Source organism: Symbiobacterium terraclitae, assembly GCF_017874315.1.
Taxonomy (GTDB): Bacteria; Bacillota; Sulfobacillia; order Symbiobacteriales; family Symbiobacteriaceae; genus Symbiobacterium; species Symbiobacterium terraclitae.
The window spans coordinates 86,757-101,805 of record NZ_JAGGLG010000009.1; the positions used below are offsets into that span (position 1 = coordinate 86,757).

Here is a 15,049-nt window from a genome sequence, read left to right on the forward strand (position 1 = left end):
CATGCGTCCGTCCGCTTATCCGTGGTCAAGGGCGGTGTGGACCTCCGCCGTTGCGCTGGCCACCGCCGCGGGCTCGCTGATGCTGGGACCGCAGCCGGATGCAGGGGAGGTGCCCGGAGCGGTCACCGGCGCCATGGTGATCAGCCTCGCCACCCTGCCCCTGCTGGTGAAGGGGAGGATCCCCGAGCGCTGGCTGCCCGGCGGGCGCCTGTGGATCACCGCAGCCAAGTGGAGCCGCCTGATCCTGCTGCCCCTGCTCCTGATGGCGCTGATGGCGCCTCCCGGAACCGTGCGGGACGTGGCGGGCGTTCACCGATGGCTCCTCCCGAGCCCTGGTGCCTGGCCGTCATTGGGTCTGACCGCGCTCGGCGTGGGCCTCTGGTGCCTCATGCAGTGGCGGTTCAGACCGCCCAGGCTCTTCCGCATGCTGGGCAGGTCACGCCGGGTCAGCCTGGTGCTGACGGAGTCGGCGCAGCACATCCTGCACAACGGGGTGCCCGAGGAGTTCTACTACCGACTGCTCCTGCAGTCCTGGCTCGTACAGCACCTCCCGTGGCCGCTTCTCGGCGTCCTCGCATCGGCGCTGCTGTTTGGTCTGGTGCATCTCCTCTGGGCGGGTCCGCGACCGCGGCTGCACGCCCTGCTGGATGCTGTGCTGGTGCAGGCTCCGCTGGGGCTGATGCTCGGGTGTGCATGGCTCAGCTCGACCTGGTTGCCGGGCGTGGCCGCCTTGCACGCGGCGATCGACACCGTCGTGACCCTCGACCAGGGCGCGGCGCAGGCGCTGGCCCGGCGTGCGCGCCGGAAAGCACAGGGGCCCAAGGAGGTGCGTGTATGACAGCGACATCGGTGCCGACCCTGCTGCTCTATCCGCCGGTGACGGATCCGACCTCGGGCTATCACAGCCTGTCGTATCTCGAGGCGTATGCCCGCAAGCACGGCCACCGCGACATTCGCATCATCGATACCAACATCGAGGCACTGGACTTCCTGGCGCAGCCACACCAGGTGGAGAAGCTGATCGACCACGCCCGGTCCATCCGGGAGCAGCTGGGTGCCAGAGACCAGCTGACCGGTGAGGAGCAGATTGCGTACTTCCACAGCTGGATGGCGCAGTTCCTGGAGGCCGATGCCCCGTCCCGGGCCATGGCGGTTCTGCGGGACCCGGAGCGGTTCTACGACTACGCGCAGTATGAGCGTGCGGTCCAGCACCTGTTGTTCTGGTTCAGGTGCCTATCCCTGTACGGGTTCCCCGGCCAGTTCGAGGACGGGTTCGCGGCCGGCGGCCGGGTGTGGATCAACCCGTACGCCCTGTGTGACCTGACCGACTGGCAGGTGCTCGAGCGGATGGCCAGGCCGTTCGCCCCTTACCTGGAAGAGCGGCTCTCGCCCATCGTGAAGGGGTCGACGTATCGTTGCATCGGCATAAACGTCTCCTATACCCACCAGATGCCCTATGCCCTCTGGCTGGGCCACTGGCTGCGCGCCCAGGCACCTGATGCCTTCCTGATCATGGGCGGCACGGCGGTGTCGGATTACTGGAAGTACATGCTCGACCGCGACCGGTACTGGGACCTCTTTGCGGATGTCGACGCCACGGTCGTCGGGGAAGGGGAATCCGCCTTCGTGCACATCCTTGACTCGCTGGCTGAAGGCTGCGTACCCGGGCCGGCGCCGAACGTTCTCCTGAACCCGCGGCACGCCGCCGGGGAACCGCCGCCGGCCGCCATGCCCATCCGGTACGAGCCCCTGAATGAGCTTCCCACGCCGGAGTTCCGCAGCCTGCCCATGGCCAAGTACCTTTCGCCCGAGCCTTTCGTCTACTATTCACCCTCCCGCGGCTGCTACTGGAACAGGTGCACGTTCTGCGACTATGGCCTGAACTTCGACAGCCCCACATCCCCCTGGCGAACCAGCCCGGTCGCCCGCATCATGGAGGACCTGCGGGCGCTCTCCAGGGAGGCGAAGTTCATCTACTTCTCGGTGGACGTGCTGGCGCCGGCCACCCTCCTGGAGTTGGCCAGGCAGATTGTGAACGAGGGGTTGGACATCCGCTGGGGAGCCGAGATCCGGCTGGAGAAGTACTGGTCTCCGGAGCGTTGCGCCCTGTTGAAGCAGAGCGGCTGCGTGGCGGTCTCCGTGGGCTTTGAGTCTGGCTCCCGGCGGATTCTGGAGTTGATCGACAAGGGCACGGTGCCCGAGCAGGTGGCCGTCACCATCCGCAACTTCGCCGAGGCGGGCATCGGTGTGCAGATGATGGGCTTCACCGGATTTCCGGGGGAGACGTTCGACGAGGCGATGGAGTCCGTTCGCTTTCTCCGGGAGCATCACCGGTACTGGACACTCGCCGGACTGGGCGGGTTTGTCCTGACGCCCGGCGCGATTGTGGCCAGGCATCCTGAACGCTTCGGCATCTCCGCCGCGCGCCCGTTCGTCGGCGACGACATCGCTGCGAGCCTGTACTACGAGGAGCCGGCCCAAAGTGCGCTCAGCGAGGCGCAGCGGAACGAGCTGGAGGCGGCCAAGCGCAGTCTGACCCGAGCGCAGTTCGACCGCCCGTTCCTGGGCGGCATCGACACCCCGCACACCATGATGTACCACGACCGCTACGGAACCAGCCTCTTCGACAGGATCGCGCAGCCGTCTGCGGAGGAGCTGGCCCCGGACACCCCTCTGGTTCTGAACGGCAAGCTCGTGACCGAAGTATGCGGCTTTGCGCCCGACCGCCTCCTGCGCAGCACGAAGGAGTATGTTGCCGAAGCGATGAGGCGCGGCGTGGCCCTGACGCACCGGCAGCTCATCAGACACCTGCGCAGCAGGACCGTCGCGAAGGAGCCGCACAGGCGTCACTTCTTCCTGCGGCACGACGGAGGGTTCATGCCCCTTCCCACCCCCTTGCTCGGCTTGTTGGAAGCTGTCGATAGGTTCGGGACCCTCGGCGGGGTGAGGCGCTCTCTGGGAGAGGAGCGGTGGAGCACGTACAAGCCCCTGCTGGTCTATGCGCTGCGCCTGCACCTCGTGACCGCCGGGCGGCCGGCGGGCGAAGCGGCAACCAGCACGGCCACCGCTGAACCCACAGCAACCTCCACCGCATAGCCCGGGTCTCCGTTGAAAGCAGGAGGCATCCCGCTGCGCTGCGGGATGCCTCCTGCCTGCGATGCCAGTCTCAGTCCGCCTGCTGCGGCGGGGTCTTCTCGGGAATCAGCAGCGAGGCCGCGATCGCCGTGGCGATGGTGCCGAGCACCACCGTCAGGGAGATCCAGGTCTCCACGTGGTAGCCAAAGGGAATGGCCAGCATCTTGCCGCCGATGAAGAGGAGGACGAGGGCCAGGCCGACGCTCAGGTAGCGGAACTTGTCGAGGATGCCGGCCAAGAGGAAGTACAGCGCCCGCAGGCCCAGGATGGCGAAGATGTTCGACGTGAGCACGATGAAGAAGTCCTGGCTGATACCCATCACCGCGGGAATCGAGTCCACCGCGAAGAGCAGGTCCGTGGCCTCTACCATGACGATGGACATGCCCAGCAGGGTGAGCTGCCAGCGGCCGGATTTCCTGGTGATGATGGCGTGGCCGTCATACCCGGCATAGACGGGCAGAACGCGGGAGACCAGCTTGTAGATCCGGTTCTCCTCCAGCGACTTCGCGCCCTCGTCGTCGCTGTGCCGGAGCATCTTGAACCCGGTGACCAGCAGGAAGACGCCAAAGACCGGCAGCAGCCAGGTGAAGCGCTCCACCGCCTCGACGCCCAGGAAGATCAGGATGGAGCGCATGACGACGGCGCCGATGACGCCCCAGGCCAGCGCCCGGTGCTGCAGGCCGCCGCGGATGCCGAAGAAGCCGAAGATGGTCGCGATGACGAAAAGATTGTCGACGCTGAGCGCCTTCTCCATGGTGTAACCCGCGATATACTGCATCCACAGTTCAGTGCCATAGCGGAAGTAGACATAGCCGCTGAAGAGCAGCGCAAGTATGATCCAGGCCAGGGACGTCACCGCGGCCTCTTTCAGGCCGATTTCATGGTCGTCCTTGTGGAGCACAAAGAGGTCAAGCCAGGTCGCGAAGACGACGAACAGGAAGAACAGGGCCAACTCCAAGGCATGCACCGCAATCCGTCCCCTCTACTTAGCTTGAAGTATGTCGTAGTCAGGGTCCCCCCGGGTCCGCTGAACTACCCCTACAATAGAACAAGGGGCATGGCAGACCTCGTTCCGGGTGGAACAAGGTCTTGCCATGCCCCCAACTTACGCTGGTGGCCGGGACAGCCGGGGGTTCTTCACCCGCAATGACCGACTGCCCCACCTGAACTCGTCAGGCTGGCTACTCCCCTTGTACAGGGCCACTAGACTACTTGTAGTGTAGTATACCCGCACCCGCGGCTCCGTGTAAAGAGGTGAAGGGGAAAGCGCGTGGCCGTCGTCTTACCCAGCGAGACGGTCACACAGAAAGGGTGTGCGCAGTATGGAGTCTCGTCACGGAGAGCGCGACGTCCTCTGGGGGCTGGTGCTGGTCACGGCAGGGGCGCTGCTCTTGCTGGGAAGCCTGGATATCGTGGTCTTCCCCTGGCACGTACTCACCGGCCCGGTGGTGCTGGGAATTCCCGGGCTGATCTTCGCCCAGGTCTTCCTGGGCAACCGCGACCAGTGGTGGGCGATTATCCCCAGCGGTGTGCTTCTGACCCTGGCTTCCATCGCCTTCATCGACGGCCTGCTCCCGCGGCTGGACACCGGCTGGCTCTTCTTCCTCGGCCTGGCCATCACCTTCGGCCTGGTGTGGCGCGAGACCGGCCACGCCCAGCAGTGGGCCCGGGTGGTGGCCGTGATCTGCCTGGGCTTCGCCGGCCTCACGCTGTTCGGCTCGCTCCTGCGGTTCCTGATCCCGCTCGCCCTCCTGGGGGCCGGTATCTACCTGCTCGCCGGGCGTGGAAGGATGCAGTAGCGGGATCGGTCTATTGACAAGAGTCTGTCTTGGCGGGTATCATGTGACCGTGCGCAAGACCACGCTGAAAGGAGGTGCCGGCATGTTGCTCTACACCAACCTCGAGATTGCAACCATCGCGAGCGGCAACGCTAGTGTCGTTCCCGCCGCCGCGGGCGGGCTCGCCCATGCGCGCAACAGCCGGCACGTCCCCGCACGGTCTGCCTGAAGCCACTGCCGGGCCTGACCGCGGGGCGTTGCCCTGCGGTTTTTTGTCTTGTTCGCCAAGACGAAGGAGGCCTGGTTTCTCGTGGCACGCTATCAGAACGCTGCAGACATCCTGCCCGCCGAGCTGCTGGCCGAGGTCCAGCGCTACGCGGCCGGCGAGCAACTCTATATCCCGCGCCCGAACGAGCGGCTGCCATGGGGCGCCCGCAGCGGTGCGCGCGCGGAGCTGGCCCGGCGCAACGAGCGCATCCGGCAGCGCCGCGCCGAGGGCGCGAGCATCGAGCAGCTCATGCAGGAGTTCCACCTGAGCTACGACTCCATTCGGAAGATCATCGGCGGAAAGAACGGTTCCAGCCGTTCGCGGGGCTGATTCCCCCCGCCGGTTCGCGTACGCTGAAAATGCGGTTGGCCAACCCGCAATGACAGGACGGGAAGGGGGGTGATGGCCCTGGTCAGCGCCAAGGTCGTCATCCCCGGCGGCCGGTAGGTTGCCGGCCCCTCGGGGATGGCCGGCGAGAAGGCAGGCGTGAAGCCTGCCTTTTCGCATATCACCGGGTCGCGGAGCGGAGACTATCCCTCCGGAGGTGTCCGTGCCGTGACGATCAAACAGGGAACCTCGCAGGAGACGCAGCGCTCGCTCTACAAACGGATGGTGAGCAAGGCCGAACCCAGGCCGCCCAGGCTGCGGAACGCCGTCCGGGCGTTCGTCTCCGGGGGGCTGGTCTGCCTGCTCGGCGAGGCGATGACGGACTTCTGGGAACGAACCCTGCACATCTCGCACAAGCAGGCCGCCGACCCGACGGTGGCCACCCTCATCTTCCTGTCCGCGCTGCTGACCGGCCTGGGGTACTTCGACAAGCTGGCCCGGTTCGCCGGCGCCGGCCTCTCGGTGCCCGTGACCGGATTCGCTAACGCCATGACCGCGTCGGCCCTGGAGTTCAAGCGGGAGGGCCTCGTGTTCGGCATCGGGGGCCGCATGTTCCAGCTGGCCGGCGCCGTGATCGTCTACGGCGTCACGACCGCGTTTTTCGTTGGCATCGTCGCCGGCATCGCCCGGCTGATGCGGTGAGGGATCCACCGTGGCGAAGAAGCGCATCGGCCTGCACACCGTGCGGCTGGAGCAGCCGCCCGTGATCATCGGGGCCGCGGCGGTGGCGGGGCCCATGGAGGCCCAGGGGCCGCTCGGTCACGAGTACGACCAGACCTATCCGGACCTGACCATCGGCCAGTCCTCGTTCGAGAGGGCTGAGCGACAGATGATGATCGACGCCTGCAACCTGGCGCTGCAGCGGGCGGGCATCACGAAAAAGCCGCCCGCGGTGGACTACTTCCTGGCGGGGGACCTGCTCAACCAGATCATCACCGCCACCTTCAGCGGGCTGCAGCTGGCGGTGCCGATGTACGGGCTCTACGGCGCCTGCTCGACCTTCAGCGAGGCGCTGGCCGTCGGGGCGAAGCTGATCGACGGCGGGTACGCCGACCGCGTGCTCTGCGCCGTGTCGAGCCACAACGCCACGGTGGAGCGGCAGTACCGGTACCCGACCGAGTACGGCAGCCAGCGGAAGCCCTACGCGCAGTTCACGGTCACGGGGGCGGGAGCCGTCGTGCTGGCGGTATCGGGCGACGGGCCGCGCATCACCTACTGCACCACCGGCAAGGTCGTCGACTACGGCATCGCCGACCCGTTCAACCAGGGGGCGGCCATGGCGCCCGCCGCCGTGGAGACGATCCACGCGCACCTGACGGAGACCGGCCGCACCGTCGACTTTTACGACCTGATCGTGACCGGTGACCTGGCCCGGTTCGGGCGGGACATGGCGATCAAGCTGGCGGCGGAGCGAAACCTGACCCTGGGGAAGAACTACAACGACTGCGGGGCGATGATCTACGACCACACCCGGCAGGACGTGCACTCCGGGGGCAGCGGGTGCGCCAGTTCGGCCATCGTGACCTGCGGCCACCTGCTGAAGGAGATGGCGCGCGGCAAGCTGAAGCGGATTCTCGTCGTGGCCACCGGCGCCCTGCTCTCGCCGACCACCTTCCAGCAGGGAGAGAACATCCCGGCGATCGCACACGCAGTCGCACTGGAGGCGTAACGCGGATGATGTACTTGAAGGCCTTTCTGGTCGGCGGGCTGATCTGCCTGATCGCACAGCTGATCCTGGACAACACCAAGTTCAGCCCTGGCCACGTCCTCTCGGGTCTCACGGTGGCCGGAGGCGTGCTGGGCGGGCTGGGCCTCTACGACCGGCTGGTGGCGTTCGCCGGCGCCGGGGCCTCCGTGCCCATCTCCAGCTTCGGCAACTCGCTGGTGAAGGGCGCACTGCAGGAGGTGGAGACCCACGGGCTGGTGGGCGTGCTCACCGGGATGTTCGAGGTGACCAGCGCGGGCATCGCGGCGGCCATCGTCTTCGCCTTCCTGGCCGCCGTGACGTTCAACCCGAAGAGCTGACGGATAACCGCCTTCGGCGCGGCACCTGGATTCCCCAGCCTCTCGCCGCATAGAGTTGAGGGAAGGGAGGGGGGAACCCGGCGTGTTTGGTTTCCGGAACGACGACGGGGCGTCGATGCTCTACCGGCACGTGGCCGAATGGGCGCGGCAGGCGCGGGCCCGCATCGCCGCCATGGAGGCGGGCGGGTGGCCCGCGGGCGCGCTGGCGGAGTGGCAGGAGCGGTTCGCCCGGCTCCAGGCCGATGCCGAGGCGATGCGCACCGCTCCGGTTGCGCTGATGGCAGAGGCGTATGCGGCGCTGGACGGCCTTGCGCAGGCGCTGACCGCAGGCGAACCCGCGGCCGTGGCCGCCGGTGGCGAGCCGCAGCGCCTCTCTCCGGTTCCGCCCGGGGAGCACCGGCTGCCGCCGCTGCCTTACCCCTACGACGCGCTGGAGCCGTACATCGACGCCGAGACGATGCGCCTGCACCACGACCGGCACCACCGCGCGTACGTGGAGGGGCTGAACCGGGCGGAGCGGGCCCTCGCCGAGGCGCGCGCCTCGGGCGACTTCGGCCTGGTGAAGCACTGGGAGCGGGAGCTCGCCTTCAACGGGGCGGGCCACTATCTGCACACGCTCTTCTGGGAGTCCATGGCGCCCGCGGGCGGGGGCGGGCCGGACCGGGCGGTGCTGGCGCAGATGCAGCAGGACTTCGGGGGCTTCGACCGCTTCCGGGAGCAGTTCAGCAGGGCGGCGGAGAGCGTGGAGGGCGGGGGCTGGGCCATCTGGGTCTGGTCGCCCCGGGCAAACCGCACCGAGATCCTCACGGCGGAGAAGCACCAGAACCTGAGCCAGTGGGACGTGGTGCCCCTGCTGCCGCTGGACGTCTGGGAGCACGCCTACTACCTCAAGTACCGCAACGACCGTGCGGCCTACGTGGAGAACTGGTGGAACGTGGTCAACTGGCCTGCGGTGGCCGAGCGGCTCCGCCAGGCGAGCCGCCTGCGCTGGGAGCCGGCGTGAGGGCGGCGCAGAACGGGGGCCGTCCCCGGAGCGGGCTGCGCCTCCGGGGACGGCCCCCGCCTTGCCTTGCGCGTGTTACGGCCGTCCTCTTGTCCGCATGCGATTTCGGCTCTCCTGCCACTCCTTCAGGAGCTGCTTCGCCTGCTGCTTCGTCAGCCGGCCGTTCTTCACGGCCTCCTCGAGCCTGGCCTTCACCTCGGCCTCCGAGGCGTGCGGCGAGAGGCCGTGGCGCCGGAGCGCCCGCCACTCCTTGAGCCGGGCCGCCTCCTCGGCGGTGATCTGGCCCGAGGCCTGCGCCCGCTCGATCAGCTGGTCGATCTCGGCGTTCAGCTGCTCCATCCGGGTCCGCCGCAGCGTCCGGATGTCGTTCAGCAGCTGCTCCATACCCGGCGAGAGTTTCGGCTTCTCCTTCTCCGGCCGGGTCTCGGCGGCCAGCGCCGAGCCGCTCAGCAGCAGGAGCGTCCAGAGCGAAACCAGTACCAGTGCCACCCAACGCTTCGTCCGATTCATACCACTCAAACCTCCCCCGGATCGTCTACCGCGCGCCGCCGTCCTGAGCGGCGCCCTTGCCCGCTGTCTCCGCGAACTCGCCTTCGTTGCCGCCCGCGCGGTAGTCCCGCGCGGCCTGTTCGTGGCTCCAGGCCTCGCCCGGGCGCATCTCCTGCAGCTGCCGGCGGGTCTCCGACCCGACGCCCGGCGGCTTCCTTCCGCGCTCCGGGCCGTGATGCTTCTCCGCGTTCATCGCCACCCCCCCTTTGGGCGCTAGTCTTTCCCACGGGTGGCCCTTCGATGAACTTGTGTCCCAATGCCCTTTTCTGTATAATCACCAGGGTAAGAGAACCTCTGTGCGGGAAGGAGACGCAGCATGAACAGTTACCCCAACCTTTGGCCGTACCAGGAAGCCAGACGCATCATCGAGCGCTGGCCCGACAAACCGCGCTACATCCTGGAGACGGGCTTCGGCGCGTCCGGCCACCCGCACATGGGAACTATCGGCGAAGTGGTCCGCACCTTTTACGTGGCCAAGGCGCTGAAGGACATGGGCCGCGAGTCGGAGATCATCGTCTTCTCCGACGACATGGACGGGCTGCGCAAGATCCCGACCAACATCGATGCGCCGTGGCTCCAGGAGCACTTGGGCAAGCCGGTGACGCGCATCCCCGACCCCTACGGCACGCACCAGTCCTTCGGCCACCACATGAACGCCGAGCTGGTGGAGATGATGGCGAAGACGGGCATCGAAGCCCGCTTCCGCTCCGCGTCCGACTGCTACGCCGACGGGACCTTTGACGAGGGCATCCGCCACATGTTCCGCAACATGCAGGGCATCATGGACCTGGTGCTGCCGACGATGCGGCCGGAGAACCGCGAGGGCTGGTTCCCGTGGCTGCCCATCTGCGAGAAGTGCGGCAAGATCTACACCACCCGGGTCGAGCGGTACGACCCCGAGCAGGCCACGGTGACCTACTCCTGCACCGGGTCCTTCCGCGACGTCCACGGCTGCGGCCACCGCGGCACCCAGAGCGCCCTGGGCGGCCGGGGCAAGTTCTTCTGGAAAGCGGACTGGGCCCTGCGCTGGTACGTGTTCGGCGTCAACTTCGAGATGCACGGAAAGGACCTGATCGACTCGGCCAAGCTCTCCAGCGCCATCGTGAAGCTGCTGGGCGGGCAGCCGCCGGTCACGATGGTCTACGAGCTCTTCCTCACCGAGGAGGGGCGGAAGATCTCCAAGTCGACGGGTGCCGGGATCTCGATGGAGAACTGGGGCCGCTGGGGCACGCAGGACTCGCTGAACCTCCTGATGTTCAAGAACCCGCGGCAGCAGAAGCGGCTCGGCCCGGAGTCGGTCATCCAGTACACGGACGAGACCCTGACCATGACGCCCGACGACCCGCAGTACCCGTTCATCTACTACCACGGCGACCGCCCGGACCTGGGCGGGCTCCGCTACTCCGACATCATCAATCTGGTCAACGCCATCTCGGTTACCGACCAGGACCAGCTGTTGGAGTACCTGGGCCGCTCCTTCGGCCACGAGCGCATCAGGGCCAACGAGCCCTTCGTGCGAGAGCTGCTGGAGAAGGCGATCCACTACTACGAGGACTTCATCCTGCCCACGCGCCGCGTCCCCGAACTGACCGACGCCGAGTGGGCCATGGTCGACGAGTTCGAGGCGATGATGATGCAGGCGCCGGACGCCGACACGATCCAGACGGGCGTCTTCGACATCGCCAAGGCGCACGGCATGGCGCCAAAGAACTTCTTCAAGATCCTCTACGGTGTGCTGCTCGGGGCGGAGAGCGGCCCGCGCATCGGCGGCTTCGTCGAGCTGGTCGGCAGGGAGCGCATCCGCGAGCTCATCCGGGCCGCCCGGGAGAAGGCAAGGGCATAGTGCTGAACGCGCAGGAAGGCCGCCCGTGCGGGCGGCCTTCCCTTGCGCGTCAGGAGGTTATGAGACCTTGCTCATCTGAAGCAGCAGATCCAGCGGTCCGGCGGCCGGGAAGGTCTTCCGCTCGGCCCCGGAGACCTTCGTCAGCACGTACGCCTGGCGCTGGTTCGCGATGTGCCGGAGGAACTCCTCCAGATGGGCCCGAGAGCAGAACTTGAAGGCGAATGCATCAGCCGCAGGATGCTGAAGGCGCTTCTCCGGAACCAGGATGTAGGCCAAGTGCTCGTCCTCGAACTGCTCCAGGCAGTGTTTGCACATGAACACCCGGGCTCACCTCCACATTCCTTCAGGTAAACATTAGTACATGCCTGGCCGACTGTCCAGACTCCTCCTCCGGGACGGCGCCGGCCGAACCTACACAATGACCTACATCGGGCAACGACAGTAGTACGAAAGGATAGATTTGGTGACAAAGGTCTTAAGAAAGTATCCGTGAGGTGCTGAATGTGATAGAATGTTAGCAGCCATACTGTGCGTGTTAGGAGGGGAACGCGTTGTCTGCTGATCTCATGTCATCGCCGCAGGAGGAGACCTCCACTCGCCGTGAGATCATCAACCTGCTGCGGGTTGTTGGACCCATGACGGTCGGAGAGCTCGGTGAGCGCCTTCACATCACTCACGTGGCGGTCAGGCGGCATCTGACCTCCCTGGAGCGGGACGGGCTGGTGACCTCGGTGCAGCAGCGGCTGCCGATGGGCCGGCCGACGCGGGTCTACTCGCTGACCGAGGCGGCCGACAGCCTGTTCCCAAAGAAATACGGCGCGCTCACCCTGGAGCTGCTGGATTTCCTGAACGAGACGGACCCCTCCCTCGTGGAGACTTTCTTCGCCCATCGGGGAAAGGCGATGGTGCAGCGCTTCGCCGATGAGGTCGCCGGTGAGACGCTGGCCGAGCGGGTGGAGCGGCTGACCGCCATCCAGCAGGCCAACGGCTACCTGGCCGAGTTCGAGCCGGGCGACGGCGTCATGTTCCTGAAGGAGTACAACTGCCCGGTGCACCAGGTCTCACGCCGGTACCCGCACGCCTGCGCCCACGAGCTGGAGTTCTTCAAGGCCGTGCTGGGCACCGAGGACATCGAGCGGGTGGAGTGCATCGCCAGGGGCGGCCAGTGCTGCCGCTACCGCATTCGCCCCTGAACTGCGGCCCTGACAGGGCGCCGACCTTCCCGGAGGCCGGCGCCCTTTCGCATTGGCGGCCCGCCGGGTGCGCCGCGCACCGGCAGGGGTGCGGCGCCCGGCGGCGAATCTGTCTGTACAGCAGAAATCTTCCTGGCCCTTTCTGGCCAGGGGCCGGGCCGGGGGCAGGTGATGCGATGAAGGCCCGATCCCTCCTATTCGACCTGTGGGGCGACTATATACAGCATGTGGGGGGCGAGGCCTGGGGTTCCACCCTGGCCGCCTTCGTTGCGCCCTTCGGCGTGAGCGAGCCCGCGCTCCGGCAGGCGCTCTCGCGCATGGCCCGCCAGGGGTGGCTCGAGGTGCGGAAGGTGGGGGGGCGGACGTGTTACGCCCTGTCCCAGGCCGGCCGCCAGCGCATCGTCGAGGCCTCGCGGCGGGTGTACGACGGGCGGGACACAGACTGGGACGGCCGCTGGCGCGTGCTGGTCTACTCGATCCCCGAGGCGATGCGGCAGCGGCGCAACGACCTGCGCAGGGAACTGATCTGGACGGGGTTCGCCCACCTCTCGCACGGCGCCTGGCTCTCGCCGAACCCCCTGGAGGATTCGGTGCAGGCGCTGCTGCGCCGCTACGGCATCGAGGACTACGCCACGCTCTTCGTGGCGGAGTCCGTCGGGAACCTGGAGCCTGCCGAGCTCGTCCGGCGCTGCTGGGACCTGGAGGCGATCCAGGCCAGCTACGACCGCTTCATCGCCCGCTGGGCGCCCCGGCTTGCCTCGGCGGAGGTCAGGCTCCAGAGCGACGAGGAGCGGTTCGTCGAGGAGATCAGCCTGGTTCACGACTACCGCAAGTTCCTGTTCGTCGATCCGGGTCTGCCCCTCCAGCTGCTGCCGAGCCCCTGGCGCGGCCACGACGCCCGGAATCTGTTCCAGACCTACTACCAGACGCTCAGGCCGGGGGCGCTGCGGTATCTGGAGCGGCATTTCGAACCAACAGGGTGAGGGGGAGCGGCGTGTACAAGTTGGTGGTGCTGTACCGGAAGCCCGAGATTCCGCTGGCAGAGTTTGACCGGCGCTACGGGGAACACCTGGAACTGGTCTCCCGGGTGCCGGGGCTGAGGCGCGTCGAGGTCGCGCGGTTTGTGGAGGCGCCGTGGGGTGCGCCGGACCTGTTCCAGCTGGCCGAACTCTACTTCGACGACCGGAAGGCCCTGGATGCCGCCCTCCACTCGCCGGAGATGGCGGCCGCCGGCCAGCAGCTGCGGTCCTTCGCAAAGGGGCTGTTCACGATGTACTACGCCGAGGTCACAGCCGGCGAGGAAAGAGGAGGAGAAGAGCATGACGTATGAGAACATCCTGGTCTTCCGCGAGGGGGCCGTGGGCCGGGTTCAGCTGAACCGTCCGCAGGCGCTCAACGCCCTGAACTCGGCCCTGATGACGGAGCTGGTGGACGCCTTCCGGGAGTTTGACCGCGACCCTGAGATCCGCTGTCTGCTGCTGCACGGCAACGAGCGGGCCTTCGGTGCGGGCGCCGACATCAAGGAGATGGCGGACATGGGCGCCATCGACATGTACTCCCGCGACCACATCTCGCTCTGGGACGAGGTCGCGCGCATCAGGACGCCGATCGTGGCCGCCGTCAGCGGGTACTGCCTCGGCGGGGCGCTGGAGCTGGCGATGATCTGCGACATCATCGTGGCCTCCGAGACGGCGAAGTTCGGCCAGCCGGAGATCAACATCGGCGTGCTGCCCGGCGCCGGCGGCACCCAGCGGCTGACGCGCGCCGTGGGCAAGTCCCTGGCGATGGAGATGGTGCTGACGGGCCGCATGCTCTCCGCCGACGAGGCGAGGGCGGCGGGGCTGGTCAGCCGGGTGGTGCCGGTGGAGGCCTACCTGAGCGAGGCGCAGCGGCTGGCGGCGGAGATCGCCTCCAAGTCGCCCGTGGCCCTGCGCCTGGCCAAGGAGGCGGTGCTCCAGTCCTTCGAGAGCGGCCTGGCGGGCGGACTGGCCTACGAGCGGCGCCTCTTCGCCCTGGCCTTCGCCTCGGAGGACCAGAAGGAAGGCATGCAGGCGTTTGCCGCCAAGCGGCAGCCGGAGTGGAAGGGGAGGTAGTCCAGTGGGCGAGCCGGTGCTCTACACGGTGAGTGAGGGCGTCTGCACGATCACGCTGAACCGGCCAGAGCGGCTCAACGCCTTCAACGTGGAGCAGCACGAGGGGTTCATCGGCGCGCTGAAGGAGGCCGCCCGGGATCCCGCGGTTCGCTGCGTGGTCATCACCGGCGCCGGCCGCGGCTTCTGCGCGGGGCAGGACCTGGCGGACATCGGAAACCAGCCCATCGGCCAGATCGTCCGCCGCTACTACAACACCTGGATCGGCCTGATCCGCTCTCTGGAGAAGCCCGTGCTTGCCGCCGTGAACGGCGTGGCTGCGGGGGCGGGCGTCAGTCTGGCGCTGGCCTGCGACCTGGTGCTCATGGCCGAGAGCGCCTCGCTGGTGCAGGCGTTCGTCAACATCGGCCTGGTGCCGGACTCCGGAGCCTCCTACTTCCTCCCGCGCCTCATCGGCTACCACAAGGCGATGGAGCTGGCCCTGTTCGGCGACAAGGTGAGCGCCGCGGAGGCGCAAGCACTGGGGCTCTGCAACCGGGTCGTGCCCGACGAGGGCTTCCAGGCCGCCGTGGCCGATTGGGCAGGCCGCCTCGCCCGGGGTCCGCGCTCCATGGGCTGGATCAAGCGGCTGATCGGTCGGGGGCTCGAGCGCCCGCTCGACGAGGTGCTGGAGCTGGAGGCCCACCTCCAGGAGGCGGCGGCGGCCAGCGCCGACGCCCGGGAGGGAATCCGGGCCTTCAGCGAGCGCCGGGCCCCCAACTTCACGGGGAGGTAGCAG

Annotated in this window: 19 protein-coding genes; 15 read left to right on the forward strand and 4 right to left on the reverse strand. The window is 67.5% G+C overall.

The window, feature by feature from the left end; translation table 11 throughout:
• The first annotated feature begins 1 nt into the window (after position 1).
• Positions 2-838 (forward strand): CPBP family intramembrane glutamic endopeptidase, encoded by an 837-nt coding sequence (locus tag J2Z79_RS07195; protein ID WP_209466190.1) that lies wholly within the window; start codon positions 2-4, stop codon positions 836-838.
• Positions 835-3,096, forward strand: coding sequence for a B12-binding domain-containing radical SAM protein (locus J2Z79_RS07200; protein WP_209466191.1), 2,262 nt, complete (start codon positions 835-837; stop codon positions 3,094-3,096). Before J2Z79_RS07195 ends, J2Z79_RS07200 begins: the two co-directional genes overlap by 4 nt.
• Before the next feature lie 70 nt (positions 3,097-3,166).
• On the opposite strand, the gene J2Z79_RS07205 is transcribed toward J2Z79_RS07200, so the two are convergent.
• Positions 3,167-4,102, reverse strand: coding sequence for a TerC family protein (locus J2Z79_RS07205; protein WP_209466192.1), 936 nt, complete (start codon positions 4,100-4,102; stop codon positions 3,167-3,169).
• A 355-nt stretch (positions 4,103-4,457) separates the two neighbouring features.
• Between J2Z79_RS07205 and J2Z79_RS07210 the strand changes: the two genes are divergently transcribed.
• The 7 genes from J2Z79_RS07210 to J2Z79_RS07235 all read left to right on the forward strand — a co-directional run bounded on the left by J2Z79_RS07210 (position 4,458) and on the right by J2Z79_RS07235 (position 8,596).
• Complete coding sequence (locus J2Z79_RS07210) at positions 4,458-4,934, forward strand: hypothetical protein (protein ID WP_209466193.1); 477 nt, start codon at positions 4,458-4,460, stop codon at positions 4,932-4,934.
• An 82-nt stretch (positions 4,935-5,016) separates the two neighbouring features.
• Positions 5,017-5,142 (forward strand): hypothetical protein, encoded by a 126-nt coding sequence (locus J2Z79_RS18865; protein WP_280953631.1) that lies wholly within the window; start codon positions 5,017-5,019, stop codon positions 5,140-5,142.
• An 81-nt stretch (positions 5,143-5,223) separates the two neighbouring features.
• Positions 5,224-5,511: a CD3324 family protein gene (locus J2Z79_RS07215; RefSeq protein WP_342589437.1), complete on the forward strand. Its 288-nt coding sequence runs from the start codon at positions 5,224-5,226 to the stop codon at positions 5,509-5,511.
• A 225-nt stretch (positions 5,512-5,736) separates the two neighbouring features.
• Positions 5,737-6,210: a stage V sporulation protein AC gene (gene spoVAC, locus J2Z79_RS07220; RefSeq protein WP_209466195.1), complete on the forward strand. Its 474-nt coding sequence runs from the start codon at positions 5,737-5,739 to the stop codon at positions 6,208-6,210.
• A gap of 10 nt (positions 6,211-6,220) precedes the next feature.
• Positions 6,221-7,237, forward strand: a complete 1,017-nt coding sequence (spoVAD, locus tag J2Z79_RS07225) for a stage V sporulation protein AD (protein WP_209466196.1) — start codon at positions 6,221-6,223, stop codon at positions 7,235-7,237.
• 5 nt (positions 7,238-7,242) lie between these two features.
• Positions 7,243-7,593 (forward strand): stage V sporulation protein AE, encoded by a 351-nt coding sequence (gene spoVAE, locus J2Z79_RS07230; RefSeq protein WP_209466197.1) that lies wholly within the window; start codon positions 7,243-7,245, stop codon positions 7,591-7,593.
• Positions 7,594-7,936: 343 nt separating this feature from the next.
• On the forward strand, positions 7,937-8,596 hold the full coding sequence (locus tag J2Z79_RS07235; RefSeq protein WP_342589438.1) for a superoxide dismutase: 660 nt from the start codon (positions 7,937-7,939) through the stop codon (positions 8,594-8,596).
• Between the two features lie 75 nt (positions 8,597-8,671).
• Here the strand turns inward: J2Z79_RS07235 and J2Z79_RS07240 are convergent, their stop codons facing one another.
• Both J2Z79_RS07240 and J2Z79_RS07245 read right to left on the reverse strand, forming a co-directional pair.
• Positions 8,672-9,106 carry a hypothetical protein gene (locus J2Z79_RS07240; protein WP_209466198.1) on the reverse strand — a complete coding sequence of 145 codons (435 nt, stop codon included), beginning with the start codon at positions 9,104-9,106 and terminating at the stop codon, positions 8,672-8,674.
• 25 nt (positions 9,107-9,131) lie between these two features.
• Positions 9,132-9,338 carry a hypothetical protein gene (locus J2Z79_RS07245; RefSeq protein WP_209466199.1) on the reverse strand — a complete coding sequence of 69 codons (207 nt, stop codon included), beginning with the start codon at positions 9,336-9,338 and terminating at the stop codon, positions 9,132-9,134.
• A gap of 123 nt (positions 9,339-9,461) precedes the next feature.
• On the opposite strand from J2Z79_RS07245, the gene lysS reads away from it, so the two are divergent.
• Positions 9,462-10,988, forward strand: a complete 1,527-nt coding sequence (lysS, locus tag J2Z79_RS07250; RefSeq protein ID WP_209466200.1) for a lysine--tRNA ligase — start codon at positions 9,462-9,464, stop codon at positions 10,986-10,988.
• Between the two features lie 57 nt (positions 10,989-11,045).
• On the opposite strand, the gene J2Z79_RS07255 is transcribed toward lysS, so the two are convergent.
• Entirely contained in the window at positions 11,046-11,309 is a 264-nt protein-coding gene (locus J2Z79_RS07255; protein ID WP_209466201.1) for a hypothetical protein, read from the reverse strand.
• A 230-nt stretch (positions 11,310-11,539) separates the two neighbouring features.
• On the opposite strand from J2Z79_RS07255, the gene J2Z79_RS07260 reads away from it, so the two are divergent.
• From J2Z79_RS07260 to J2Z79_RS07280, 5 genes are all read left to right on the forward strand, one after another.
• Positions 11,540-12,181: a helix-turn-helix transcriptional regulator gene (locus tag J2Z79_RS07260; RefSeq protein WP_209466202.1), complete on the forward strand. Its 642-nt coding sequence runs from the start codon at positions 11,540-11,542 to the stop codon at positions 12,179-12,181.
• A gap of 176 nt (positions 12,182-12,357) precedes the next feature.
• On the forward strand, positions 12,358-13,164 hold the full coding sequence (locus tag J2Z79_RS07265; RefSeq protein ID WP_209466203.1) for a PaaX family transcriptional regulator: 807 nt from the start codon (positions 12,358-12,360) through the stop codon (positions 13,162-13,164).
• Positions 13,165-13,175: 11 nt separating this feature from the next.
• Entirely contained in the window at positions 13,176-13,511 is a 336-nt protein-coding gene (locus tag J2Z79_RS07270) for an EthD family reductase (RefSeq protein WP_209466204.1), read from the forward strand.
• Positions 13,501-14,274 (forward strand): enoyl-CoA hydratase-related protein, encoded by a 774-nt coding sequence (locus J2Z79_RS07275; protein ID WP_209466205.1) that lies wholly within the window; start codon positions 13,501-13,503, stop codon positions 14,272-14,274. The genes J2Z79_RS07270 and J2Z79_RS07275 overlap by 11 nt, the downstream gene beginning before the upstream one ends.
• Before the next feature lie 4 nt (positions 14,275-14,278).
• Entirely contained in the window at positions 14,279-15,046 is a 768-nt protein-coding gene (locus tag J2Z79_RS07280; protein WP_209466206.1) for an enoyl-CoA hydratase-related protein, read from the forward strand.
• Positions 15,047-15,049: the final 3 nt, after the last annotated feature.

What these genes read in the sequence shown, in the direction of transcription:
- J2Z79_RS07195 (WP_209466190.1), top strand. Translation starts at nt 2, where the DNA reads ATGCGTCCGTCCGCTTATCCGTGGTCAAGGGCGGTGTGGACCTCCGCC.
- J2Z79_RS07200 (WP_209466191.1), top strand. Translation starts at nt 835, where the DNA reads ATGACAGCGACATCGGTGCCGACCCTGCTGCTCTATCCGCCGGTGACG.
- J2Z79_RS07210 (WP_209466193.1), top strand. Translation starts at nt 4,458, where the DNA reads ATGGAGTCTCGTCACGGAGAGCGCGACGTCCTCTGGGGGCTGGTGCTG.
- J2Z79_RS18865 (WP_280953631.1), top strand. Translation starts at nt 5,017, where the DNA reads ATGTTGCTCTACACCAACCTCGAGATTGCAACCATCGCGAGCGGCAAC.
- spoVAE (WP_209466197.1), top strand. Translation starts at nt 7,243, where the DNA reads ATGATGTACTTGAAGGCCTTTCTGGTCGGCGGGCTGATCTGCCTGATC.
- J2Z79_RS07240 (WP_209466198.1), bottom strand. Translation starts at nt 9,106, where the DNA reads ATGAATCGGACGAAGCGTTGGGTGGCACTGGTACTGGTTTCGCTCTGG.
- J2Z79_RS07245 (WP_209466199.1), bottom strand. Translation starts at nt 9,338, where the DNA reads ATGAACGCGGAGAAGCATCACGGCCCGGAGCGCGGAAGGAAGCCGCCG.
- lysS (WP_209466200.1), top strand. Translation starts at nt 9,462, where the DNA reads ATGAACAGTTACCCCAACCTTTGGCCGTACCAGGAAGCCAGACGCATC.
- J2Z79_RS07265 (WP_209466203.1), top strand. Translation starts at nt 12,358, where the DNA reads ATGAAGGCCCGATCCCTCCTATTCGACCTGTGGGGCGACTATATACAG.
- J2Z79_RS07275 (WP_209466205.1), top strand. Translation starts at nt 13,501, where the DNA reads ATGACGTATGAGAACATCCTGGTCTTCCGCGAGGGGGCCGTGGGCCGG.